The 22899-nt window shown below is 70.0% G+C and carries 21 protein-coding genes; 11 read left to right on the top strand and 10 right to left on the bottom strand.

What is annotated here, in order from left to right; translation table 11 throughout:
* Positions 1 to 219 precede the first annotated feature (219 nt).
* On the bottom strand, positions 220 to 1929 hold the full coding sequence (locus tag B3I25_RS08340; protein WP_286738601.1) for a thiamine pyrophosphate-binding protein: 1710 nt from the start codon (positions 1927 to 1929) through the stop codon (positions 220 to 222).
* Positions 1926 to 3371: a sodium:solute symporter gene (locus tag B3I25_RS08335; RefSeq protein WP_286738600.1), complete on the bottom strand. Its 1446-nt coding sequence runs from the start codon at positions 3369 to 3371 to the stop codon at positions 1926 to 1928. Before B3I25_RS08335 ends, B3I25_RS08340 begins: the two co-directional genes overlap by 4 nt.
* Positions 3372 to 3585: 214 nt before the next feature.
* On the opposite strand from B3I25_RS08335, the gene speB reads away from it, so the two are divergent.
* On the top strand, positions 3586 to 4620 hold the full coding sequence (gene speB, locus B3I25_RS08330; protein WP_286738599.1) for an agmatinase: 1035 nt from the start codon (positions 3586 to 3588) through the stop codon (positions 4618 to 4620).
* Complete coding sequence (locus B3I25_RS08325; protein ID WP_286738598.1) at positions 4620 to 5804, top strand: PLP-dependent aminotransferase family protein; 1185 nt, start codon at positions 4620 to 4622, stop codon at positions 5802 to 5804. Before speB ends, B3I25_RS08325 begins: the two co-directional genes overlap by 1 nt.
* Here the strand turns inward: B3I25_RS08325 and B3I25_RS08320 are convergent.
* Complete coding sequence (locus tag B3I25_RS08320) at positions 5770 to 7302, bottom strand: CoA transferase (RefSeq protein WP_286738597.1); 1533 nt, start codon at positions 7300 to 7302, stop codon at positions 5770 to 5772. The genes B3I25_RS08325 and B3I25_RS08320 overlap by 35 nt on opposite strands.
* Before the next feature lie 17 nt (positions 7303 to 7319).
* Between B3I25_RS08320 and B3I25_RS08315 the strand changes: the two genes are divergently transcribed.
* On the top strand, positions 7320 to 7793 hold the full coding sequence (locus B3I25_RS08315) for a MarR family winged helix-turn-helix transcriptional regulator (protein ID WP_085108500.1): 474 nt from the start codon (positions 7320 to 7322) through the stop codon (positions 7791 to 7793).
* 6 nt (positions 7794 to 7799) lie between these two features.
* Here the strand turns inward: B3I25_RS08315 and B3I25_RS08310 are convergent, their stop codons facing one another.
* On the bottom strand, positions 7800 to 8414 hold the full coding sequence (locus B3I25_RS08310) for a malonic semialdehyde reductase (protein WP_064846850.1): 615 nt from the start codon (positions 8412 to 8414) through the stop codon (positions 7800 to 7802).
* 124 nt (positions 8415 to 8538) lie between these two features.
* Here B3I25_RS08310 and B3I25_RS08305 point away from each other — a divergent pair, with 124 nt between their 5' ends.
* On the top strand, positions 8539 to 9147 hold the full coding sequence (locus B3I25_RS08305) for a LysE/ArgO family amino acid transporter (protein ID WP_064846849.1): 609 nt from the start codon (positions 8539 to 8541) through the stop codon (positions 9145 to 9147).
* Between the two features lie 41 nt (positions 9148 to 9188).
* Positions 9189 to 10358, top strand: coding sequence for a polyprenyl synthetase family protein (locus B3I25_RS08300; protein WP_098055291.1), 1170 nt, complete (start codon positions 9189 to 9191; stop codon positions 10356 to 10358).
* 106 nt (positions 10359 to 10464) lie between these two features.
* Here B3I25_RS08300 and B3I25_RS08295 read toward each other — a convergent pair whose 3' ends face one another.
* Genes B3I25_RS08295 through B3I25_RS08285 form a run of 3 tightly spaced genes read right to left on the bottom strand, consistent with a single transcriptional unit; the run spans position 10465 to position 14309 of the window.
* Positions 10465 to 12093 carry a dihydrolipoamide acetyltransferase family protein gene (locus B3I25_RS08295; protein WP_286738596.1) on the bottom strand — a complete coding sequence of 543 codons (1629 nt, stop codon included), beginning with the start codon at positions 12091 to 12093 and terminating at the stop codon, positions 10465 to 10467.
* A 3-nt stretch (positions 12094 to 12096) separates the two neighbouring features.
* A complete protein-coding gene (locus B3I25_RS08290; protein ID WP_286738595.1) occupies positions 12097 to 13107 on the bottom strand; it encodes an alpha-ketoacid dehydrogenase subunit beta in 1011 nt (336 codons plus the stop codon).
* A complete protein-coding gene (locus B3I25_RS08285; RefSeq protein WP_098055300.1) occupies positions 13107 to 14309 on the bottom strand; it encodes a thiamine pyrophosphate-dependent dehydrogenase E1 component subunit alpha in 1203 nt (400 codons plus the stop codon). The genes B3I25_RS08290 and B3I25_RS08285 overlap by 1 nt, the downstream gene beginning before the upstream one ends.
* 372 nt (positions 14310 to 14681) lie before the next feature.
* Here B3I25_RS08285 and B3I25_RS08280 point away from each other — a divergent pair, with 372 nt between their 5' ends.
* From B3I25_RS08280 to B3I25_RS08270, 3 genes are all read left to right on the top strand, one after another.
* A complete protein-coding gene (locus tag B3I25_RS08280) occupies positions 14682 to 15137 on the top strand; it encodes an Lrp/AsnC family transcriptional regulator (RefSeq protein WP_064846879.1) in 456 nt (151 codons plus the stop codon).
* Positions 15138 to 15239: 102 nt separating this feature from the next.
* On the top strand, positions 15240 to 16697 hold the full coding sequence (locus B3I25_RS08275; RefSeq protein WP_286738594.1) for a tryptophan-rich sensory protein: 1458 nt from the start codon (positions 15240 to 15242) through the stop codon (positions 16695 to 16697).
* 4 nt (positions 16698 to 16701) lie between these two features.
* The gene (locus B3I25_RS08270; protein ID WP_167318944.1) at positions 16702 to 17364 is read left to right on the top strand and encodes a CPBP family intramembrane glutamic endopeptidase; all 663 of its coding nucleotides are present in this window, start codon (positions 16702 to 16704) and stop codon (positions 17362 to 17364) included.
* Here B3I25_RS08270 and B3I25_RS08265 read toward each other — a convergent pair.
* Together B3I25_RS08265 and B3I25_RS08260 are read right to left on the bottom strand one after the other, a co-directional pair.
* On the bottom strand, positions 17330 to 17584 hold the full coding sequence (locus B3I25_RS08265) for a hypothetical protein (RefSeq protein WP_286738716.1): 255 nt from the start codon (positions 17582 to 17584) through the stop codon (positions 17330 to 17332). The genes B3I25_RS08270 and B3I25_RS08265 overlap by 35 nt on opposite strands.
* 243 nt (positions 17585 to 17827) lie before the next feature.
* Positions 17828 to 18523 carry a TetR/AcrR family transcriptional regulator gene (locus B3I25_RS08260; RefSeq protein ID WP_286738592.1) on the bottom strand — a complete coding sequence of 232 codons (696 nt, stop codon included), beginning with the start codon at positions 18521 to 18523 and terminating at the stop codon, positions 17828 to 17830.
* 94 nt (positions 18524 to 18617) lie between these two features.
* Here B3I25_RS08260 and B3I25_RS08255 point away from each other — a divergent pair, with 94 nt between their 5' ends.
* From B3I25_RS08255 to B3I25_RS08245, 3 genes are all read left to right on the top strand, one after another.
* The gene (locus B3I25_RS08255; RefSeq protein ID WP_286738590.1) at positions 18618 to 20192 is read left to right on the top strand and encodes a DUF3533 domain-containing protein; all 1575 of its coding nucleotides are present in this window, start codon (positions 18618 to 18620) and stop codon (positions 20190 to 20192) included.
* A 56-nt stretch (positions 20193 to 20248) separates the two neighbouring features.
* A complete protein-coding gene (locus B3I25_RS08250) occupies positions 20249 to 20752 on the top strand; it encodes a DUF4870 domain-containing protein (protein ID WP_085108480.1) in 504 nt (167 codons plus the stop codon).
* 269 nt (positions 20753 to 21021) lie between these two features.
* Positions 21022 to 22275, top strand: a complete 1254-nt coding sequence (locus B3I25_RS08245) for an NRAMP family divalent metal transporter (protein WP_286738589.1) — start codon at positions 21022 to 21024, stop codon at positions 22273 to 22275.
* An 18-nt stretch (positions 22276 to 22293) separates the two neighbouring features.
* Here the strand turns inward: B3I25_RS08245 and B3I25_RS08240 are convergent.
* A partial coding sequence (locus B3I25_RS08240) for a GntR family transcriptional regulator (protein WP_349676532.1) occupies positions 22294 to 22899 on the bottom strand: 606 nt, incomplete at its 5' end.

The raw sequence follows: 22899 nt of genomic DNA, 5'->3' as shown, positions 1-22899 counted from the left end.
CCACTCCTGGATCCAACGGATGACTCACGTGATTGCGGCGCGAGCGCTGGATGCGCCTTTGCTTTTACTCCGTTGAAGCAGATTCCTGCCGCCCTGCGTGCATTTGCTCCACTAGAAATGCCCAGGGAGGTGGAAGGGGCAACGTGACGGTCGAGCCAGTGAAGCATGCGCCTCCGTCCGGCCGCACGCCTCACCCGGCCGCGCCCCAGGCGGGCACACTCAGATCTTGAGGTGCACCAAACTTGTCCCCTTGGTCTCCAGCGCCGTGCGCACCGTGTCCGCGAGGGTGTCCATGGTCGCGGGGAGGCCAGTGGCGCCGAAGCCCTCGGCCAAGCGCACCCAGTCCGGCTGCACGAGGTCCACACCGAGCGGTTGGATGGAGCGGTCCACCATGTTCTGCCGGATCTCCCCGTAGCCGCCGTTGTCCACGCAGATCACGGGCAGGTCCAGGCCCAGTTCCACCGCGGTCATCAGTTCCTGGATGGAGAACATCAGGGCGCCGTCCCCCACGAGGCACACCACCGGGCGCTCGGGTGCGGCCAGCTTGGCGCCGATCGCCGCGGGTAGGCCGTAACCCAGCGTCGCGTACGTCCCCATGTAGAGCAGGGAGTGGGGAACGGGTGCGCGGAAGAACGTGGTGGATCCCATGTAGGTCACCTGGGACGAGTCGCCCGCCAGGATCGTGTCGTCCGGGACCACGTCCATGATGGTCTCGTTGAGCGCCGCGAGCTCGGGGGCCCACGTGCGGCCCTCCTCGTCCATCGCATCGAAGACCTCGCGCAGGTCCGGTGCCGTCCGCGCGGAGGGCGCGACGTCGCCCGCCGCATCCGAGCCGGCGGCGTCGCCGGGCCCCCCGGCGTCGGCCCGCGCCCGCAGACCCGCGAGCAACTGGGGGACCACCGCGGCGGAGTTGCCCGGGACCTCGACGTCCGGGGTGAGGTTGCACAGCATCTGGTCGCGCATGATGTCCACGCGCACCACGGGCCCCTGCGGGGTGATGTCGCCGCCCCACAGCTCGGCCTCGCCCACCTTGGAGCCGATCACGAGCAGGGCGTCCCGCGAGCGCAGGAACTCGTGGGCCGTGCTCAGCCGCAGGTCCGCCCCCAGGGAGAGCCGGTGTTTTTCGGGGATCGCTCCCTTGCCGTTGGTCGTGGTGATCACGGGTGCCTCGAGCAGTTCGGCCAGCTCGAGCAGGTGCTCCCCGGCGGCCAGGGAACCACCGCCGGCCAGGATGACCGGGCGCTCACTCGCGGCGAGCGCCTCGACGGCCGCGGCGACGTCGGCCTCCGGTGCCGGCGCGGGCTCGCCCAGGGGGCGGGGTGCGGTCGCGGACTCGGGGACGTCCGCGGGGGCCTCGAGGATGTCCAGGGGGATCTCGATGTGGATGGGCCGCGGCCGGGAGTGTGCGAAGTCGCGCATGGCGTCGTGGATCATGGTCACGGCCTCGGCGGCGGAGGTCACGCGCCGGGACACGCCCACGATCGCATTGACCGCGGCGGACGGGTTCTTGGTCTCGTGCAGCGAGCCGATGTCCCGGAAGTCGTGTCCCACGGGCCGCCCCGGGGAGAGCAGGATCATGGGCCGGGACTCGGCGTACGCGGTGGCCGCGCCGGACAGTGAGTTGAGCAGGCCGGGTCCGGAGGTCGTGATGACCACGCCGGGCAGCCCGCGCACCTGGGACCAACCGTCCGCGCCGTAGGACGCGCCCTGTTCGTGGCGCGTGGTGATCGGGCGGATCCCCAGCTCGCGCAGCGGCCGGTAGAACTCGAGCGAGTGCGTGCCCGGGATGCCGAAGACCGTGTCGATCCCGTAGCCGCGCAGCGTCTCCAGGACAGCGCGGGCCGTGGTGCGCTCGGGGTACGACGACGCCGCCCCCGCCGGGTTCTCGAACCCCCCGGGGGCGGCGGTGACCGTGTTCTCGTTGCTCATGCCTTGGACTCCTGAATCCGTCGGTTCCATTCCTGACTGACGTCGGACGGGGTGGGCCTGCTCATGAGTGACACCGCCACGAACACCACTGCGGAGGCGATCAGCCCCATGTAGATGGGTGCGTTGGCGAGCACCCCGAAGACCATCATGCCCGCTACTGTGGCTACGACCCCCACCCCCATGGACCACATGGCGCCGGCCGCGGTGGCGCGCGGCCACAGCAGCCCGCCCAGGATCGCGACGAGCAGTCCGCCCACCAACAGGTCGTAGGCGATGGTCAGGGCCACCACGGTGGAGCTGACCAGCATGGACATCACGGTGATGAGCAGACCAACGACCACCACGTAGACGCGGTCCTTGAGGACGGAGGCGTCCTCGGAGCGGGAGCGGGCGACGTCGGCGTCGGACGCCCCGAACAGGCCGCGCAGCGTGGGGACCACGTCCACGCGCGCCACGGTGGCCGCGGCGATCGTGGCCCCGGAGGCGGTGGACATCATGGCCGCGACGCCCGCGGCGAGCACCACACCACCCAGGCCCACGGGGACGTGCTGCTGGGCCATGGTCGCGAAGGCCTCGTCCGGCATCTCGAGGGTGGGAAGAACGGCGGCCGCAGCGGTGCCGATCAGGGCGCCGGCCACGCCGTACAGGGCCACATACCCGGCGGAGATCACCCCGCCCCAGCGGGCGACCCCGGGGGAGCGGGCGGTGAACACGCGCTGCCAGATGTCCTGCCCGATCAGCATGCCGAATCCGTAGATCACGAACTGCGTGATGATCCCCTGCAGACCCATGGCGCCCAGGTCGAAGAAGGAGGAGTCCAGCCGCTCACGGATCCCGGACCACCCACCCCCGGCGGCCAGCGAGAACGGCAGGAGGATTGCGAAGATCCCCACGGTCATGAACACGAACTGCATGAGGTCCGTGAGGGTGATGGACCACATGCCGCCGAGCACCGAGTATGCGATCACCACGGCGCCACCCAGGAGGATGGCCCAAGGCCGGGAGATCGGGAACAGGACGGAGAAGATCGCCGCGTACGCCGCGGTGGAGGTCACCGCGATCATGATCGTGTACGCGAGCATCACGAAGGAGGACGCCGTGGCCCCGCCCTTGGCGCCGTAGCGCAACTGCAGCATCTGGGAGACGGTGAAGACCTGGAGCGACTGGATGCGCGCGGCGAAGAACAGACTCAGGACCCCCAGGCCCACGGCGATCGCCACCACGAGCCACATCCCGGAGATCCCGTACTTGTACCCGAGACCCACACCGCCCACGGTGGAGGCGCCGCCCAGGACCACGGCGGCCATCGTGGAGGTGTACAACCCCGTTCCCAGCCGGCGCCCGGCCACCCGGTAATCGGTGGCGGTGCGGGCGCGGCGTGCCGCCCACAGCCCGATCACCACCATGGCGACCAGGTACAGCACGATGACCAGGACGTTCACGGGGGTCTCCTCGACAGAATTCGGGGTGTCCGCGCGCGCGAGCGGATGCGCTCGTGGGCGGGGTGGTTGGCACTAGGGTTTTATGCACCAGGTCACAAAAAGTATCACCGCGGTGGCGGTTCACGCCGCCGCGGGTGCCGTGTTCGTGGGAACCACGCCCCGAGAATCGCGGTGCACGTCCCCGGGTGATCCCCGGGAGGTAAGGAGTTCAGCAGTGGAACCGGAACGCGTCGTCGAAACCAATGCAGCGGGTGAGCAACGGGTGGGCCCCGTCAACGCCGCCCTGACACCGCGGTGGGCCGGGCCGGCCACGTTCGCGCGGTTGCCCCGCACGGATCAAGTGGAGCACACGGACATCGCCGTGGTGGGCGTGCCGTTCGACTCGGGCGTCTCCTACCGTTCCGGTGCGCGCTTCGGTCCGAATCACGTGCGCGAGTCCTCCCGGTTGCTGCGCCCCTACAACCCCGCGCAGAACCACTCCCCGTTCGCCCACCTGCAGGTCGCGGACGCCGGGGACATCGTGGGCAACCCGTTCGACATCCCCGAGGCCATCGCGTCCATCGAGACCGCCGCCAAGGAGCTCATGGGGGAGTCCACCAAGGTCGTGGCGATCGGCGGGGACCACACGATCGCGTTGCCGCTCATGCGCGCCGCCCACTCACGGCACGGCAAAATCGCGCTGTTGCACTTCGACGCCCACCTGGACACGTGGGACACCTACTTCGGTGCCGAGTACACCCACGGCACTCCGTTCCGCCGGGCGTTCGAGGAAGGCATCATCGACACGGACGCCGTGATGCACGTGGGCACCCGCGGGCCCCTCTACGGCACCCAGGACCTGGACGACGACGCCCGCTTCGGTTTCGAGATCGTCTCCTCCGCGGACGTCATGCGCTCCGGCGTGGACGCCGTGGTCGCGGCTCTGCGCGAGCGCGTGGGGGACCGCCCGCTGTACGTCTCCCTGGACATCGACGTCCTGGACCCCGCCCACGCACCCGGCACCGGCACGCCCGAGGCCGGTGGCATCACGAGCCGCGAGGTCCTCGAGATCCTGCGCGGTCTGCGCGGGCTGGACGTCGTCGCGTGCGACGTCGTGGAGGTCGCCCCCGCCTACGACCACGCCGAACTGACCGGGATCGCCGCGGCCCACGTGGTCTACGAGCTGATCTCGCTCATCAGCCTGGGCGCCGGCGCGTCCGCGGACGGCCCCGCCTACGGCATGTCGGGTGCCCGTTACGGGGGCCAGTGATGAGCGCGTTCGCGTCCCGCGCGGGGGAGTTCCGGCCCTCCCCGGTGCGCGCGGTGTTCGAGACGGCCATGGACCCCTCGGTGGTGTCCCTGGCCGGGGGCAACCCGGATCTGTCCGTGCTGCCGGGCGGGACCGTGGGGGATCTGGCCGCGCAGCTGATCCGTGAGCGCGCCGGTGAGATCCTGCAGTACGGTTCCGGCGCGGGGACCGCGGGCCTGCGCGAACTGAGCGTGCGGCTCATGGCGCGGGGCGGGTCCACGGTCACGGAGGCGGACGTCCTGCCGACCACCGGGTCCCAGGCCGGGCTGGACCTCGTGACCAAGCTGTTCTGCGATCCCGGGGACGTGATCCTGGCCGAGGGCCCCACCTACGTGGGTGCGCTGGGCGTGTTCGGCGCGTACGAGGTGGACGTGCGTCACGTCCCGGTGGACGAGCACGGCATGGACCCGAGCGCCGTCGCCGACGCGTTGGACGACGCCGCGGCGCAGGGTGAGCGCGTCCCGTTCGTGTACGTGATCCCCAGTTTCCAGAACCCCACGGGCGTGACCATGCCGGTGGAGCGGCGGCGCGAACTGGTGCGAGTGTGCGCCGAGCGGGACGTGATGATCATCGAGGACGATCCCTACGCGCTGCTGTCCTTCGACCGCGCGCAGCCCCTGGCCTCGATGCACGGGATGGACCCGGAGCACGTGATCCACCTGGGCAGCTTCTCCAAGATCTTCGCCCCGGGGCTGCGGATCGGCTGGATCGCGGCGCCCCCGGAGGTCAGGGGCCGGTTGCAGATCGCCGCGGAGTCCGTGGTGATCCACCCGTCCAACCTGGCACAGTCCCTCGTCACGGCGTGGGTGGGTTCCGAGCACTGGGAGCCCGCGCTCGACGACGCTGTGACGCTGTATCGCGAGCGCTGGGAAGCCATGGACGCGGCGTTGACCGAGTTCATGCCGTCCTCGGCGCGGTGGACCACGCCCACGGGCGGGTTCTTCACGTGGGTCACGGCGGACGAGTTGGTAGGCAAGGACGTCCTCGCGGAGGCGATCGCCCATGGGGTGGTGCTGGTACCGGGCTCGGCGTGTTACATGGACGGCCGGGACTCGGACGCGGTGCGGCTCGCGTTCTCCGGTGTTGCTCCCGCGCGGATCCGGGAGGGCGTCAAGCGGTTCGCGCAGGTGCTGCGGGACCTCTGACGCCGTCGTGCTCGCACCGCGGTGCTTCCGCCGGAGGCCGAGCGCCGTCGACGCGGACTGGTGACGGGACGTACTCGAGCATCCCGTGGTCGGTGGGCGCGGTCAGGGTCGCGGGGGAGAGATGGGCGTCCTGCGCGGTCCGGAGAGTGCGCGCATCCAACAGGGCCCGCGCGGTGCGTTCGAGGGACACCCGTGCGTGGCCCGCGGTCCCCGTGGCGAGCAGCGCGCAGGCCGCGGCGGCCATGCCGTAGCCCGCGGTGTGGTCCAGGGCCTGGACCGGTAGGGCCCCGGGGCGCCACCTCCCGTGCTCGTCCCGCGCACCGTAGTGATGGGCGATCCCCGTGGCGGCCTGGACGATGCTGTCGAATCCACGCTGTCCGCCCCGGGTGCCGGAAGGTTCCCACGCGCTGAGTTCCACGTGGACCAGGTGGGGGAAGCTGTCGCGGATGCTCGCGGCGTCGAGACCGAGATCGGTCAGGGAGCCGGGCCGGTACCCCGTGAGCAGGACGTCCGCGGCGTCCAGGGCGTCGGCCAGATCCTCCGCCCGCGTGGGATCCGCCAGATCCCACGACACGCAGCGCACCCCCGCATCGGTGTCCAGGTGCTGGCCGAGCAGTTCGGGCAGGGCAGGCGGGTCGATGCGCAGCACGTCCGCGCCCAGGGCTGCCAGGAACTTGGTGGCCGTGGGACCCGCGATCACCCGGGTCAGGGAGACCACGCGTACGCCCGCCAGGGGAGTGAGCGACGCCGTCCCCCGCGGTGCCGCGAACGGACCCTTCGCGGAACTGGACGGACAGCCTGCGGAATCGGACGAACGGGTCGACGCGCCGGAACCGGCACGGTCGAACACTCGGACGGGGATGTCCGCCGGGGTGAGCTCGAGCCACGGCCCCGGCTCGGACGCCGCATCTGCGCGCCATTCCTGTTCCGTGGCCACGCGAGCGGCAATGCCGCCCTCGGCGACGATCCGGGACTCGGCCTGCTCCCCGGTGAGCTGGGCGAGGGCGGGTGCGAGGGCGTCGTCGTGCGTGATGTCCAGGGCGCGGAACAAACGCTCGCGGTGGTGCGGGTAATTGGCGTGCGTGCGCAGCCAGCCGTCCGACACGGGGAAGAAACCGGAACACGGGGCGAAGCCGGGCAGGGACTGCCCGTCGAGGCGGAGGTGGGAGACCGAGCCGAACGCCGCGAGGACCTCCGGCAGCCGCGCCGTGATGACGCTGTCCCGATGGCCCATGGTGCGGGCGAGCTGCTGGGCGCCCGCCACTGCCAGCCCCACCCCCGAAACCGCCAGCCGCTGGACGTCCAACGGCCCGGACCAGTACCGACCACTACCGTGCACCGCGGTCGCCGCGTGCTCGTTCGCGCGCGGGAGCAGCCCGTCGAAGGCTGAAAGGATCTCCTGCATGCCGCTGCCTCCCGGGGCCGGAACCGTGGGCCACGATTCAAGCACACGGGCGCGCTCCGCGGGGTTCACGCGGGAGGAGGCCGTACCGCGCATGCTTAGGATTGTGAGTCATGGACTCCTCGCACGCTCCGGCCGCCGACGACCGCCGAGCCCGCATGCTGCGCAGCGCCGCGCGACTGCGTGCGGTGCTGCGCCAAGGGGTGTACTTCCTACGCAGCATGGAGGGGGCGCGGGAGCTCACGAGTCAGCAGATCAGCTTGTTGACCATGCTCAAACCGGGCGGTGCCCGCATGACGAGCATCGCCTCGAACCTCGGGGTGCGCACACCCACAGCCACGCAGAGCGTGGACCGGCTGAGCAAGGCCGGACTCGTGCAACGCGATCCGGACCCCACCGATGCGCGGGCCGTCCTGGTGTCGCTGACCCCGCAGGGGGAAGAGGTGCTCGCGCGTGAGGATCAGCACCGCAGTGAACGGGTCGCGGATGTGCTGTACGAATTGAGTGCCGAGGAACTCGACCTCCTGGACGCCGCACTGCCGGTGTTGGCCAAGCTCGCGCGGGCCCAGGAGTCGAGCGGGGACTGACCCGGGTCAGAGGGTCTCGGTGACGTCGTCCTCGGGGAAGCGGGGGCCGCGCTCGTAGGCGGGGGCCACGGGGTGCCCCAGGTTCACGACCACGATCGAGCGCTTGCCCGTCCCGGCGAAGAACTCCCGGTCCACGGCCTCGGCGTCGAAACCGGTCATGGGCCCGGCGGCCAGACCCACGGCGCGGGCGGCCACGATGAAGTAGCCCACCTGGATGTGGGAGTTGGCCTTGCCGCTGGTCAGGCGCAGGTCCTCGTTCTCGTCGTACATGCCCTGCAGGTGCGGGGCGGCGGGGAGGAACTGGGGGAAGCGCTGGTGCCAGTTCTCGTCGTAGGACAGGATCGCCGTCAGCGGCGCCTGGCGGGTCTTCTCCTGGTTGCCGCCGCTCATGTGCTGCACCAGGCGCTCACGGGCCTCGGGGGTCTCCACCCAGGTGATGCGCAGGGGCTGCGAGTTGAACGCCGTGGGGCCCATCTTGGTGAGGTCGTAGATCGCCCGCTTCTCATCCTCGGTCACCGGCTCCTCGGTGAAGTGGCTCGCGGTGCGGGCGTCGATGAACAGGCGCTCGGCGTCCTCGGAGGAGATGGCGAGGGGCAGTTCCTCGGTGGTCACGGTCGTCATGGGGGTCCTTCCATCAGGCGGGTGGACAGGCCACCCGAAATCATTTCGCCGGAAACTATACCCACGTTGCGGCGCGTGAGGGGTCGAATGTCGGCAACGTCACGCACACCTGTACATTGCTCTGGTGACTTCTGCGTTCCTTCCCGGACTGGTGACCGGGCTCGCCCTCATCGTGGCGATCGGCGCCCAGAACGCGTTCGTACTGCGCCAGGGGATCCGCCGCGAGCACCTGGGTGTGGTGGTGGGCATCTGCATCGTCTCGGACATCTTCCTGATCGGCCTGGGGACCGCCGGGATCGGCTTCCTGATCGACCGCGTGCCCTGGCTGCTGAACCTCTTCCGCTGGGCCGGCGTGGTCTACCTCCTGGTCTTCGCGGTCACCTCCTTCCGCTCGGCTCTTAAGCCCCAGGCGATGGACGTCTCGGGCGACGACGCCGGGTCCTTGCGTCGCGTGGTCCTCGCCACCCTGGCGTTCACATGGCTCAACCCGCACGCCTACCTGGACGCGGTGCTGATCCTGGGGAACCTGGCCAACCAGCACGGTGAGCAGCGCTGGATCTTCGCCGGGGGCGCATTCGCCGGCTCGGTCATCTGGTTCACCGCACTGGGCGCGGGGGCCCGGGCGCTGTCGCACGTGCTGAACACCCCGCTCACCTGGCGCATCGTGGACGCCCTGGTGGGCGTGGTGATGGTGTTCATCGCGATCCAGCTGGCGCTGATGCCCGCCGTCTGATCCGGGCACCGCCCCGGCGGCTGGTGTGCTGGAATGGAGGCATGACTCCCACCTCCTCCTACACCAGCAGCGGCACCGGGCGCAGGTCCCAGGAGTTCACCCCCACCTCTGCACTGCGGGGGTTCCTCTCCCACTCGGGCCGCAGGGCTGCCGATCTGAGTCCCGGCTATGAGCGAGTGTGGGAGCACATCGCCCAGATCACGGATGCGGGCCGTGGGCTGCAGCAGGAGCTGGTCATGACCTCCGTGGAGGCCTATCCCGCGCGACCCACCCGCCCGGTGCTCAACGCCGTGGCCGCCTCCTTCGAGCTGCTCCACACCGCCATCGTGCTGCGTGCCGACGCCGACGGTCTGCGGGGAATGACGCGCGCGGCCCACGCGGCGGACCGCGTGCCGTCGGGGTCCCCGCAGCAGCACGACGACGCCGCGGTGCAAGGTGCGATCGCGCACGCCCCGGGTGCCGTGGAGGGGGCCTCCGGGAGCAACCCTGCCGGGTGGGCAGACCGCGATGGTTCCCGTGCGGACCTCACCTCGGCGGCTGGTGACCTCGCGCTCACCGGCGCCTACCGGCTCATCGCCACCTCCCGAGTGCCGGAGACGCGCATGCTGCGCCTGCTCGAGATCCTCGACGAGTCCGTGTTCCACGCCGTGGCGGGCGAGCGCCTCGTGGCCCAGGTGGCCCGGCGCACCCAGCCCGTTCCGCACGACAAGGCCCTGGACGCCATCCGGCTGGCCATTGCGGTGCCCTGCTACGAGGCGCCCCTGCGCGCGGGCGCCGTCCTGGGCGGGGCCCCCACCGCGCACGTCACCGCCCTGGCGACCATCGGGCGCTCCCTGGGTGTGGCCCACCAGCTCGCCGGTGAGCTGCGCGCGGCCGCCGGCTCCCCTGACGCTGCGGGTGAAGCGGGCTCCGCGGGCGCGTCGCCCGTGCTGACCCCGGACCGCTGCACGGTTGCGGGGGTCCTCGTGGAGGCGGGTGACTATGCTGCGGAGTGGCAGGCGCTGCGAGAGCGGGCCGTGCGGCAGCCGCTGGGGGACGACGACGTCGCCCACGCCCGCGACCTCCTCGACCGCTCCGGTGCGGCCCGCTCGGTGGCCCGCATGGTGGACACCGCCGTGCGCCGTGCGAAGGACACCATGGCGGCCACGGACCTGCCGCCCGCCCTGGTGCAGAGCCTCATCGCGTGGCTGGAGCGCGAGACGGCGGTCTGACGGGATATTCCTCGGTCGGAATGGTTCTCCGCCCGTGCACGCCGACGGCGCCCGGGCCGAAGCCCGAGCGCCGTCGTGATGCTCACCGGCAAACCCCCGAAGGGCGTCAGATCTGCGTGAGCGCCCCCGCGGGGTTCTCGATGCAGTCGGCCACGAAGCGAATGAAGCCGCCCGCCGCGCCGCCGTCGCACACGCGGTGGTCGAAAGCGATCGACAGGGTCGTGACCTTGCGTACCGCGAGTTCACCGTTGACCACCCACGGCTTGTCGATGATCCGCCCGATCCCCAGGATCGCGACCTCCGGGTGGTTGATGATGGGCGTGGCACCGTCCGTGCCGAACACCCCGTAGTTGTTCAGCGTGAACGTGGAACCACTCAGCTGCGTGGGGGAGGCCTTGCCGGAGCGGGCGACGTCGATGATCTCCCGCATGGCCCCCGTGAGCTCCACGGCGCTGAGTCGGTCCGCGTTGCGCAGGTTGGGCACCATGAGCCCGCGCTCGGACTCCACGGCGAGCCCCAGGTTGATGCCCTGGAACCGGGTGATCGTGCGGGATCCGTCCGGCGCGGTGTCCATGCGCGCGTTCAACTGCGGGAACCGCTGCAGCCCGGCCAACGTGAACCGCGCGATCAGCGCGAGCAGGCTGGGCGTGGTCTGCGGGTCCGCGGCCTTGAGCTCGGCGCGCAAGCGCAGCAGCTCGGTGGCGTCCACGTCCACCCACACGGTGGCCTCGGGGATCTCGCCTCGCGAGCGCGTCATGGCGTCCGCAATGGTCTTGCGCACACCCTTGACGGGCTCCCGGGCGGCCACGCCCAACCCCGTGCGGGGGTCCACGTCCTGACCTGTCCCACCGAGCTCCGGCGAGGACGACGGCGCCGCGGGCGGCTTCGGAGCCCCGGCCAGGCCCGCAGGTCCACCCTGAGCCCCCGGTCCACCCGGTGCCGGGGGCGGCGGAACGGGTGCACCGGTCGTGAGACCCGGGGCCGCGGGACCGGCCGTGGCCAGACCCGTGGGAGTCGGCCCGGCGGCGTCGGCCCGGGAACGCTGGTCCTCGACCTGGTCGAGCGCAACGAGGACGTCGCGGCGCATGATGAGACCGCCCGGGCCGGTGCCCTCGAGCGCGGTGATGTCCACGCCGTGTTCGCGCGCGAGCTTGCGCACGAGTGGCGAGACGACCGTGGGGGCCATCCGGGGTGCCGCGGTCAGCGCGTCGTGCGTGTGGGCAGCCGCGCCCGTGGGGGCAGCGCCGTCCGGAGCGGCAAGACCGCCGCGCTTGCGCCGCCGCCGCCGGGAGGATCCCGCGGCGGACGTCCCGTAACCGATCAACACGTTGCCGGAGGACTCGTCCTCGCCGGCCTCGGGGTCGGCCTCGTCCACGGAGAGCTCGGCCGACGGGCGGGTGCCCGCGAGCTCCTCCTCGCGGTACCCGGCCCCGTGGGTGGGCTCGGGAGCGTTGTCGTCGGAGCCGGAACCCGCGGCGGACTCCGGGGCCTCGATGCCGTCGGAGACGGAGATCAGCGGTTGGCCCACCAGCAGCGTGTCGCCCTCGGCGCCGTGGAGCGTGTGCACCACGCCCTCGAACGGGGTGGGTACCTCCACGGCCGACTTGGCGGTCTCCACCTCCACGATCGGCTGGTCCATGGTGACGGTGTCACCCTCGGCCACGAGCCAGCGGAGGATGTCCGCCTCGGTGAGCCCTTCGCCCAGGTCGGGCAGGTTGAACACATTGATGCTCACGGGTCAGTCCTCCCATTGCAGGTCGTCCAGGGCATCCAGGATGCGCTCGGAGCTCGGGATGTGGTGGTGCTCGAAGGACGGCGAGGGGTAGGGGATGTCGAATCCCGTGACCCGCAGCACCGGTGCGGCGAGCGAGTGGAAGCAGCGTTCCTGGGTGCGCGCGGCGATCTCCGAGGCCACGGACGCGAAGCCCTGGGCCTCGGCCACGACCACGGCGCGCCCGGTCTTGCGCACCGAGGCGGCCACGGTCTCGTCGTCGTAGGGGACCACGGAGCCCAGGTCCACGACCTCCACGGACATCCCGTCCCGGGCGGCTTCCTCGGCTGCGGCCAGGCACACGGGCACGGACGGCCCGTAGCTGATCAGGGTCGCGTCACTGCCTTCGCGGGCGACGACGGCGTGGCCCTCCCTGCGCGGCAGCGTCCCGTTCTCGTACTGCGAGCGCAGCTCGTCCAGGTCCACCTGCGCGGTGGACCAGTACAGCCGCTTGGGCTCGAAGAACACCACGGGGTCCGGCGAGTCGATCGCCTCGCGCAGCATCACGTAGGCGTCCGTCACGGAGGCCGGGGTGAAGACCTTCAGCCCCGGGGTGTGCGCGTAGTAGGACTCGGAGGAGTCGCAGTGGTGTTCCACACCGCCCACGCCACCGCCGTAGGGGATGCGGATGACCAGGGGCATGGGCAGCTTGCCGCGGGTCCGGTTGTGCATCTTGGCCACGTGGGAGGCCACCTGCTCGAACGCGGGGTACGCGAACGCGTCGAACTGCATCTCCGCGACCGGGCGCATGCCGTTCATGGCCATGCCCACCGCGGTGCCGATGATCCCCGACTCCGCAAGCGGGGTGTCGAAGCAGCGCTCGAGGCCGAAGCGCGCGGTCAACCCGTCCGTGATGCGGAAGACCCCGCCCAGGGTCCCCACGTCCTCACCGAAGACCACGACCTCCCGGGACACCTCCATGGCGTCCGCGAGTGCGGTGTTCAGCGCCTTGGCGAAACTGACTTTCGAAACGCTCATCACGCCTCCTCTCGGGAGAGCTCGTCGGCCAGTTGAGCGGCTTGTTCGCGCAACTGGGTCGTGGGTTCGTGGTAGACGAAGCGGAACAGGTCCTGGGGATCCAGTTCCGGCTTGGAGGCCATGGCCTCGCGCAGCCGCTTGGCCATGGCCTCGGCGTGCTCCGAGATCCGTTGGGACGCGGCGTCGTCCAGCACGCCCTGGTCGGAGAGGTAGCGCTGCATGCGGGTGATCGGGTCCTTGGCCACCCACTCCCTGACCTCGTCGCGCTCGCGGTAACGGGTGTCGTCGTCCGCGTTGGTGTGCGCTTGCATGCGGTAGGTCATGGCCTCCACGAGCAGCGGACCGCCGCCCTGGCGGCACAGCTCCACGCCGCGGCCCAGGACGGAGAGCAGCGCCGCGAGGTCGTTGCCGTCCACGCGCTCACTGGCCATCCCGTAGCCCACACCCTTGTGGGCCAGGGACGGCGCGCGCGTCTGCGAGGACAGCGGCACGGAGATCGCGTACCCGTTGTTCTGCACCAGGAACAGGACGGGCAGCTGGAAGACGGCCGCGAAGTTCAGGGCCTCGTGGAAGTCCCCCTCCGACGTCGCCCCGTCACCGCACATGGCCAACGTCACCGTGTTCTCGCCGCGCAGCTTGGCGGCGTGGGCCACGCCCACGGCGTGCAGCAGCTGCGTGGTCAGCGGAGTGGCCTGGACGGAAACCTTGTACTTGCGGGGGTCGTAGCCGCCGTGCCAGTCCCCGCGGTAGGTGCTCATGACCTCCAGTGGATCCACACCGCGGGACATCACGGCCACGGAGTCACGGTAGGTGGGGAACAGCCAATCGTCGTCCTCGAGGCACAGGGCAGCCGCCACCTGGCAGGCCTCCTGGCCGTGGCTGGACGGGTAGACCGCCATGCGGCCCTGTCGCACGAGCGCCATGTTCTGGTCGTTGATGCGCCGGCCCACCACGAGCTTCTCGTAGGCGTCCAGCAGGCGGGAGTTCTCCGGCATGGGGTACTCGTGGCCGGGCTCCTGACCCTGCTCGGACTCCGGGACCGCGCTGCCGTCGGGGTTCAGCAGTCGGATCTCGCTGCTCGCGGGCAGCATGTACTGCTCGGGGGTGATCCCGAAGTTCTTGGAGGCCTCCACCGCCGGATTCACGGGCGGGGTGTGCTCCTGGGCGGCGGATTCGCCACCGGCGGGGGTGGGCTCGCTCATGGTGCGTCCCTTTCTTCTCTGTGTGGAACTCGGTGGTGCCCGGCACCTCGTTCCGCGGCAGCGCGCAGCGAAGGGCGGGGTGGACACATCGTCCGCACAGTATGGAAAATTCGGCCGCCTCGTCTCCACAGCGGGGGGCATTCGTGGACGAACGGTGATTCTGGGACGCTCTCATGGACAATATGCTTGGTAGTGACGTGCGTCATGCTGCTTCGTCTACCGCGTTGCGACCGGTGACGACGGCGCTCGGCGCGGCGGCGTCGTCGCCCCGGAGCACGCGGGCCGTCGCGAAGGGGCGTGAGGCCCATGGTCATGGCGCGCGAGGCCCATGACGAGAGACCGCGGGGCACGATGACAGAGAAGGAGTACCGGATGGCGGAGCGGGAGCGCCCCGAACTGGACGACACGGATCGGCGGATCCTGGAGGAACTCTCGGCGGACGCACGGCAATCGGTGACCGCGCTCGCGGCCAAGGTCCACATCTCCCGCGCGCACGCCTACGAGCGCATCCGCAGGCTGCACGAACAGGGCGTGGTGCTGCGCTACACCGCGGTGATCGATCCCGCGCGGGCGGGGCTCGAGGCCTCGGCATACGTGACAGTGCGGTTGAAGCAGAACACGTGGCCGTCCCTGTGCGTGAAGCTGCGCAAGATCCCCCAGGTGCAGCACATCGCACTGGTGGGTGGCACGTTCGACGTCATGCTCCTCGTGCGCGCCCGGGGCACGGCGGAACTGCGGGAGGTGATCTTCGACCGCATCCAGCCCATGCCGGAGGTCGTGGACACGCAGACGTTCCTGATCTTCGAGGACGTGGACGTCCGCGGGTGACGGAGCCCTGCCCGTGAGTGGCGTCGGATGCTCGGCATACGATCGACATGGATGGGGTGGCCGCCGCGGTCATCCACGGATCGTTCACGGTTGGGAGTTCGCATGACTGAGACCGCACGGCTCGCCCTGGTCACGGGAGCCACGGGATACATTGGCGGCCAGGTGGCCCAGGAACTGTTGCAGCGGGGGTGGCGGGTGCGCCTGCTCAGCCGCAGTGCGGAGAAGGTGCGCGGCCTCCCCTGGGGGGACGCTGTCGTCCCCGATGGGCAGAGCGCCGAACCCGGCCGCGCGGAAGTGGTGGAGGGGGACGCCTCGGACGCGAGCGACGTCGCCCGCGCCCTGAAGGACGTGGACGTCGCGTGGTACCTGCTGCACTCCATGGGCGACTCCGAGAACTTCGTACAGGAAGAAGTGGAGATGGCGGAGACGTTCGCGCGGGCCGCCCACGACGCCCACGTGCAGCGGATCGTCTACCTGGGGGGACTGCACCCCACGGACGAACCGGTCGAGCAACTGTCCGATCACCTGCGTTCGCGCGTGGAGGTGGGGCAGGCGCTCATGGACTCCGGGGTGCCCACTGCGGCGCTGCAGACGGGTGTGGTGATCGGGGACGAGTCCTCGTCCTTCATCATGATCCGTCACCTCTCCGAGCGACTGCCGGGTGCAATCGCCCCCAAGTGGGTGCGCAACCGGATCCAGCCGATCGCCGTGGCGGATGTGGTGCACTACCTCGCGGGGGCGGCGGACCTGCCGTCGGACGTGAACCGCACGTTCGACGTGGGCGGTCCGGACGCCATCGAGTACGCGGACATGCTGGACCAGTACGCCCGGGCTGTGGGCAAGGGCGGGCGGTTCATGCTCACCGCGCCCGTGACCACCGCCGAGCTCGCGGCGTACTGGATCGGGCTGGCGACCCCCATCAGCTCCCGGCTCGCGCGGCCTCTGATCGGTAGCCTCCAGCACGACACCGTGCTGCACGAACGAGACCTGGACGACTACATCGGCGCCCCGAAGGGTGGTCACACCCCCTTCGCGGATGCCGTGCGCGCCGCCGTGAAGAACGAGGACCTCGGCCGGTGGCGCCGGGTCTTCCTGACCACCGCGGGGGCCGTGGCGGCCACGGCGGTGGCCGGTTCCCTGGCGACCGACCCCGGTTCGCGGTGGTACCGCACACTGCGCAAGCCCCGGTTCCAGCCCCCGGCCTGGCTGTTCCCCGTGGCATGGACGGCGCTGTACGCGGACATCGCCGCGGTGGGCGCGCTGTCCATCGCGGATCTCGGGGAGAAGAAGCAGGAGAAGGAGAAGCGCGCCTACATCGCCGCGCTCGGGACCAACCTGGTGCTCAACGCCGGGTGGAGCATCCTGTTCTTCCACCGCAAGCAGCTCACCGCGTCCTCCGTGGAGTCTGTCCTGTTGACACTCAGCAGCGCGGACCTCGTGCGCCGTAGCGCAAAGGTGTCCCCCGAGAAGGGCGCTGTGCTCAGCCCGTACGCGGGCTGGACCGCGTTCGCCGCCGTCCTGACCAACACCCTCCGAGTACTCAATCGGCGCAGGAAGTGATGATGTGAGCGAGTACCGGGTCAGCCCCTACGGGGACGCCACCCAGGCCACGCGCAAGCGCACCGTGTGGGTCGTGATCATCACGGGCCTCCTGGCCGCCGCGGGTCTCGCGTGGTCCCTGCGCATCCCCGCCGGGGACCCGTGGTTCACCCCCGCGACCTTCATCCTCGCGGGGGTATACATCGTGGGCAGTTCGATCGCCGTGCGGATGACGGGGGAGCGCCTGCCCTGGAAGGTCACCCCCAAGGGCTTGCGGGACGCGGTGATCGGAGGTCTGCTGCTGGCGGCGCTTTTCATCGCGGGCGGTTTCATGGTGCGGTTCGTGCCGTTCCTGGCCGGGCCCGTCCACGAACTGCTCAACCACGCCCGCGTGGGGAGCTTGTTCATGGTGGCCCTGACCACCGCGGTCAACGGCGTCGCGGAGGAGACCTACTACCGCGGCGCGCTGTGGCGCGTGCTCCCGCGGGGCCGCCGGATCCTCGTGACCACGATCGCCTATACCGCGGTCACGTCCCTGGCCGGCATCCCCCTGCTTGCGCTCGCTGCCGCCGCACTCGGCGCGTTCGTGGGGTACCTGCGCGAGCGCACGCGTTCCCTGGTCCCCGGGATCGTGACCCACCTGATCTGGTCGCTCACCATGTTGTTCGTGTTGCCGTTCGTGGTGTGACCGGTCCGTCCGGCTCGCGTTCGATCGCCCCCGGTCGTCCCGCGGCTGCGGGACTTCCGGGGGCGATGTCCGGGTCGATGTTCACCCCCTGGTCACGCGCGATCCGCGGGCCGGCGGGGACGTCCGGGTCGTCCAGGAACCCGTAGTGCAGGGTCAACTGGGTGATGTGATCGGACTCCGCACCCGTGCGATCCACCGTGACTGCGTCCTGAGGTGCCATGTGCGGGACGTTGGCGGGAACCGTGCGCGATGAACACCTTCTCGTGGATGACCCTGTTGAACTGGGCGTTCTCGCTCAGCGCGAGGGGAGTGGAGACCGTGTTGGGGTGCGCGTAGACCGAGAACGGCGTGGTGGTCAGCAGGAACGTGCCCGTCACGGCCAATCCGTAGACGATCGCCAGTTGTTCGGAACTGCGGAACACCACCAACAGGACGAGCACCCCGAGGAGCAGGGGGTCGGGGATCAGGCGGGGCGCGTGAACGCGAGCCACATGGTGGGGATCACCTGCTGCGCGCCGTGCCCGGAGCCGCCCATGGCCATGTGGTCCGCGAGCTGGCCCGAGTAGCTGGTGAGCAGCATGCGGGCCACGTCCCCGGGGGAGACCAGGAACTCCAGGCGCTGGGTCTGCGCGACCCGCACGAGGGCCTGCTCGATGGCGTGGTAGACCCGCGCGCGGATGGGTGCCATCTGCTGGCGCACCTCGGGGAAGCGGAACGCCGCGAGGGACAGTTCCACGCGCAGGGCCTGCTGGTTCACGTTGGCCACCTGGCCCGTCACGCCCTCGATGATGCGGGTGACCACGTCCTCTACGTCCAGTCCCGAGCCGAGCCAGTGGTCCAGCTCCGTGCCGAGGGTGTCCACGAGCTGGGTGGCGAGGTCCTCGAACGCGAGGATCGCGAGTTCCCGCTTGGACTCGAAGTTGGAGTAGAACGCACCGCGCGTGAAACCGGCGGCCGCGCACAGGTCGCTCACCGAGGCGCCGTCGATCCCCTGCCGCGCGAAGACGGCCGGGGCGCTGCGGATCAGTTTGAGCCGCGTGGCGCTGCGGGAACGCCTGTCCCGCGCGGCCTGCTGTGTGGCAGGGTCATTCGTGACGGGCCGCGGGCCCCCCACGAGGTCCGCAGCGGGTGCACCGGGTGTGTTTGTCTGGTTGCTCACGTATCCATCGCCTCGTCTTCACATCTCGATACATCAGTGTATCGTGATCAGGAACCCCAGACACGTCGTGCATTCCTCGCGCCAGGAGAAACCTGTGACACCCAAACACGCTCCCGCCCACTCCCTCCGGGCCCGACTCGGACGGCCTTTCGGCCAGGTCGGGTTCTGGCTGCTGCCCATGCTCGCGATCATCGCCGTGGGCGTGATCGGCACCGCCCTCTACCTGGGAGGCCTGTCCAGCCCGGACAAGCACTTCAAGGAGTTCCCCATTGCCGTGGTCAACCAGGACAAGGGCGCGGAGGTGCCCCAGGCCGACGGCAAGGCCAGCCAGGAGAACCTGGGCAAGGACCTCGTCCAGAAGTTCGCGGACAAGGCCGCGGAGGAGGACAAGATCGACCTCCGGCAGCTCAGCATCGACGAGGCACGGGAACAGTTGGATCGCGGTGAGCTCTACGCCGCCGTGGTGGTGCCCGAGTCCTTCTCCGAGGACACCGTGAGTCTCATCGAGGGGTCCCTCACCCGGGATAACGCCGCGCGCCCCGAGGTCACGGTCTACACGGACCCGCAGGCCGGTTCCCTGGGCACCCGACTGGCCACGGGGGCGGTCGACCCCGGCGTGCGCGAGGCCAGCAAGAAGCTCGGCGAGCAGCTCTCGGAATCTGTGGCTCCCGCCGAGGAACAGGCATACAACCAGGTACTGCAGCAACTGCAGCAGTCCCAGCAGCAACAATCCCAGCAGCTACAGCGACAAGCCGCGCAGGGCGGCCCCGAGGTCCAGCAGTTCGCGCAGCAGGTGCAGAAGGCCCAGGAGGGCTCCGCGGAGCAGATCGCCCAGAATCTCTCGCCCACGGTCAGTTCCGTGGCCAAGAAGACCCTGGCCGACCCGGTGTCCATGGTCTCCAAGCCGTACAACGACCTCCAGGAGGGTACTGCGCTGGGGATGAGCGCCTTCTACTACTCCATCCTCCTGCTCGTGGTGGGGTTCTCCGGGTCCGTTGCCCTGAACCTGCTCATGGATGCGCGGATGGGCATGGCGCCCTTCGAGATGGGCCCGTTCTTCAAGGACTACGAACGCGCCGTGCTGCCCCGCCCGGTGGGCTTCCTCATGAAGTGGCTGACGTTCGTGGTCGCGGCACTGCCCGCGTCCGCGCTCATGATGTGGGTGGCCTCCGCCGTGGGCATGCCCGTTCCCCACGGGCTGCTCGTGTTCCTGCTCGGGTGGCTCGCGATGTCCACGGTCTCGGCCATCGCCCTGGCCCTGATCTCCGTGGGCGGTAGCGTGGGCATGTTGTTGTGCCTGGCCTACCTCGTCTTCATGGGCCTGCCCTCCGCGGGCGCCGTGGTCCCGTTGGAGGCGGTTCCCGGATTCTTCCGTGCGATCGCCCCGATCGAGCCCTTGCATCACATCTTCACGTCCATCCGCTCCGCGCTGTTCTTCGACGCGATCCCGGAGGCCGGTCTCACCACCGGGGTCATCGGACTGTTCGTCATGCTCGCGCTCGCTCTGCTCGTGGGTGTGCTGGGCGGTTGGGGCTACGACAAGTGGGTGGGTCTGCGCGGCTCTGCCGGCGGCGGCAAGCACAGCGCCCGTGCCGCGGCATCCGACGGGGAGAAACCCCTCTCCAAGACTGCGGATAACCCCTCCGTGCCGAACGGCGCCTCCGCCTAGGCTGGAGCCAGGACACGACCAGTGAGCCTTCCCGGCTCGGACACCACGGAGATGACATGAGCTACGAACCGCAGCAACCGCGTCCCGACTACCGCTCGCAGGGACCCACGGGCCCCGGCGGGCCCGACCCCCGCGGCCAGCAGTACGCGCAGGGCGGCCCGCACGCCCAGGGTCCCAACGGCTACCGCGCGGGTTCCTCCGGGCCCCGGGACGACGAGCGCACCGTGGCCGTGCTGACCCACCTCGCGGGCCCGATCGCCGCGATCGTCTCCGTGGGCTGGCTCGGCTTCCTGGGCCCGCTCATCGTGTGGTTCGTCTACAAGGACAAGAGCCCGTTCCTGCGGTCGGCCGCCGCGGGCGCGTTCAACTTCAACGTGACCATGTGGCTCGTCAACCTGGTGGGCTGGATCCTGCTGTTCACGGTGATCCTCTCGCCCGTGGGGCTGCTGCTGATCGCCGCGTACTGGGTCCTGTTGCTCGTGTGCCACATCATGGCCGCGGTCAGGGCCGGCCGGGGCGTGGTGTACCGCTATCCCATGCAGCTGCCGATCCTGCGCTGAGCGCGCCGCACCCGCGGAGGGTGAGCCGCTCCTCAACTGCTGAGGCAGCGCGAAGCCGTTAATGGAAATCGAGGCATCGAGAAGCCACTTCGGTCCGTCCGAAGTGGCTTTTCGCTACCCAGAATCTCGGGCATGGTCTGGGGATGCCTCGGATATTGCCGCCGCGCCGTCAGTTGTCCGACAGTTCGCTGGGCAGATTGTTGAACAACCTATAGGCTGCCTTCATTGCACGAATGTGTCCCCGCTCGCGTGACCCCTTGGATGGAAGCATGTCCTCTGTCAGTCCCAGCCCGCAGCCCGGCGAGTCCGTGACCGAGGGCGGGAAAACGCCCCAGCGCACCACCGGGCACCGCAGTGCCCTGTTGGGGGCCATGTTCCTCATGGCCACGAGTGCCATCGGGCCCGGTTTCATCACCCAGACCACCGTCTTCACGGTGCAGTTGGGCGCTGCCTTCGCGTTCGCCATCCTCCTCTCGATCCTCGTGGACATCGCCGTGCAGCTGAACGTGTGGCGGGTCATCGGGATCTCGGGTCGCCGGGCGCAGGAACTGGCCGGGAGGGTGTTGCCCGGTGCCGGGGCGGTGCTCGCGGCGCTGGTTTTCCTGGGCGGTGCGGTCTTCAACATCGGCAACATCGCGGGAACCGGTCTGGGCCTCAACGCCATGGTGGGCCTGGATCCTAAGATCGGCGGGGGGATCTCCGCCGCGATCGCCGTGTTGATCTTCCTCTCGAAGCGCGCGGGACTCGCGCTGGACCGCATTGTGGTGCTGTTGGGCGCCGTCATGATCCTGCTCATGCTGTACGTGGCCATCGTGGCGGCTCCGCCCGTGGGGGAGGCGCTGAAGAACACGGTGTTGCCGGAGCGGATCGACCTCCTGGTGATCACCACGCTGATCGGCGGCACGGTGGGCGGGTACATCACGTACTCCGGCGCGCACCGCATGATCGACTCGGGAGTCACCGGTGTGGAGAGCGTCCGGGAGATCACGCGCAGTTCCGTGCTGGGCATCCTGGTCACGTGCGTGATGCGTGTGTTGTTGTTCCTCGCGATCTTGGGTGTGGTGGCCGGCGGGGTCTCCCTCACGAGCGACAACATGGCGGCGGAGGCCTTCGGTGCCGCGGCCGGTGAGATCGGTGTACGGATCTTCGGTGTGGTGCTGTGGGCCGCGGCGCTGACCTCGGTCATCGGGGCCGCGTTCACGTCCATCTCCTTCGTGACCTCGTCCCAGGGCAAGCCGCGCACCCGGAACCTGCTCACCGTGGCCTTCATCGCGGTGTGCGCGGTGGTCTACCTCTTCCTGGGCCAGGCACCGCAGACCCTGCTCATCTTCGCCGGTGCGTTCAACGCCCTGATCCTGCCCTTCGGTTTCGCCATCCTGTTGTGGGTCGCATGGCGCCGCAGGGATCTGTTGCACGGCTACCGCTACCCGGTGTGGCTGCTCGTGGTGGGTGTCCTCGCCTGGCTGCTCACGGTGTATCTCGCGTGGAACTCCCTGGCGGGCCTCGCGAAGCTCTGGTCCTGATCCCGCCCACCCGACCCGTCAGGTCAGGTGCGTGAGGATCTCGTCCCGTGCCGCGGACAGGGACTCCCTGAGTAGGTGCACGGCCCGGTCACGGTCGCCGGACTCGAGGGATCGCAGCACCTGGGTATTGCGCACCGCGTAGCGCGCGTGGAACTGCGGATCCGTGGACATCGCGTGGAACACCAGCCGCATCCGCGCCGACAACCGATCCATGACCGCGACCAGCTCCGCCGAACCGGACGACGCCACGAGCTCCCGGTGGAAGCCCTGGTTCGCATCCGCCATGGCCGTCACGTCCCCGGCATTCCGGGCGGCGAGCGCCGAGGTGGTGAGCGCACTCAGCCGGGACAGCGACTGCGGATCGGGCACACCCCACAGCATGATGCCCGGCTCCAGGACGCCGCGGGCGGCGTAGAGGTCGCGGACGTCGTCGGCGTCGGGCTGTGCGACGAACACACCCCGGTGCGCGATCCGATCCACGAGGCGCTCCGCCGCCAACATGGTGAACGCCTCGCGCAAAGTGTTGCGCGAGACCCCCAGCTCCCGGGCCACGGCCTGTTCCGAGAGTTTCGCTCCCGGGGGCAGTTGGCCGTTCGAGATGCGGGCGCGCAACTGCCGGGCCGC

Source organism: Kocuria sp. UBA1838 (assembly GCF_002338785.1).
In the GTDB taxonomy this organism is placed as follows: Bacteria; Actinomycetota; Actinomycetes; order Actinomycetales; family Micrococcaceae; genus Kocuria; species Kocuria marina.
Note: the sequence above shows the minus strand (reverse complement) of the source record. Positions and strands in the feature narration are given on the sequence as shown.

Bases quoted from the DNA above. Each gene is read 5' to 3' on its own strand.
- B3I25_RS08340 (WP_286738601.1), bottom strand. From the start codon at position 1,929: ATGAGCAACGAGAACACGGTCACCGCCGCCCCCGGGGGGTTCGAGAAC.
- B3I25_RS08325 (WP_286738598.1), top strand. From the start codon at position 4,620: ATGAGCGCGTTCGCGTCCCGCGCGGGGGAGTTCCGGCCCTCCCCGGTG.
- B3I25_RS08320 (WP_286738597.1), bottom strand. From the start codon at position 7,302: ATGCGCGGTACGGCCTCCTCCCGCGTGAACCCCGCGGAGCGCGCCCGT.
- B3I25_RS08315 (WP_085108500.1), top strand. From the start codon at position 7,320: ATGGACTCCTCGCACGCTCCGGCCGCCGACGACCGCCGAGCCCGCATG.
- B3I25_RS08310 (WP_064846850.1), bottom strand. From the start codon at position 8,414: ATGACGACCGTGACCACCGAGGAACTGCCCCTCGCCATCTCCTCCGAG.
- B3I25_RS08300 (WP_098055291.1), top strand. From the start codon at position 9,189: ATGACTCCCACCTCCTCCTACACCAGCAGCGGCACCGGGCGCAGGTCC.
- B3I25_RS08290 (WP_286738595.1), bottom strand. From the start codon at position 13,107: ATGAGCGTTTCGAAAGTCAGTTTCGCCAAGGCGCTGAACACCGCACTC.
- B3I25_RS08285 (WP_098055300.1), bottom strand. From the start codon at position 14,309: ATGAGCGAGCCCACCCCCGCCGGTGGCGAATCCGCCGCCCAGGAGCAC.
- B3I25_RS08280 (WP_064846879.1), top strand. From the start codon at position 14,682: ATGGCGGAGCGGGAGCGCCCCGAACTGGACGACACGGATCGGCGGATC.
- B3I25_RS08275 (WP_286738594.1), top strand. From the start codon at position 15,240: ATGACTGAGACCGCACGGCTCGCCCTGGTCACGGGAGCCACGGGATAC.
- B3I25_RS08265 (WP_286738716.1), bottom strand. From the start codon at position 17,584: ATGGCACCTCAGGACGCAGTCACGGTGGATCGCACGGGTGCGGAGTCC.
- B3I25_RS08250 (WP_085108480.1), top strand. From the start codon at position 20,249: ATGAGCTACGAACCGCAGCAACCGCGTCCCGACTACCGCTCGCAGGGA.
- B3I25_RS08245 (WP_286738589.1), top strand. From the start codon at position 21,022: ATGTCCTCTGTCAGTCCCAGCCCGCAGCCCGGCGAGTCCGTGACCGAG.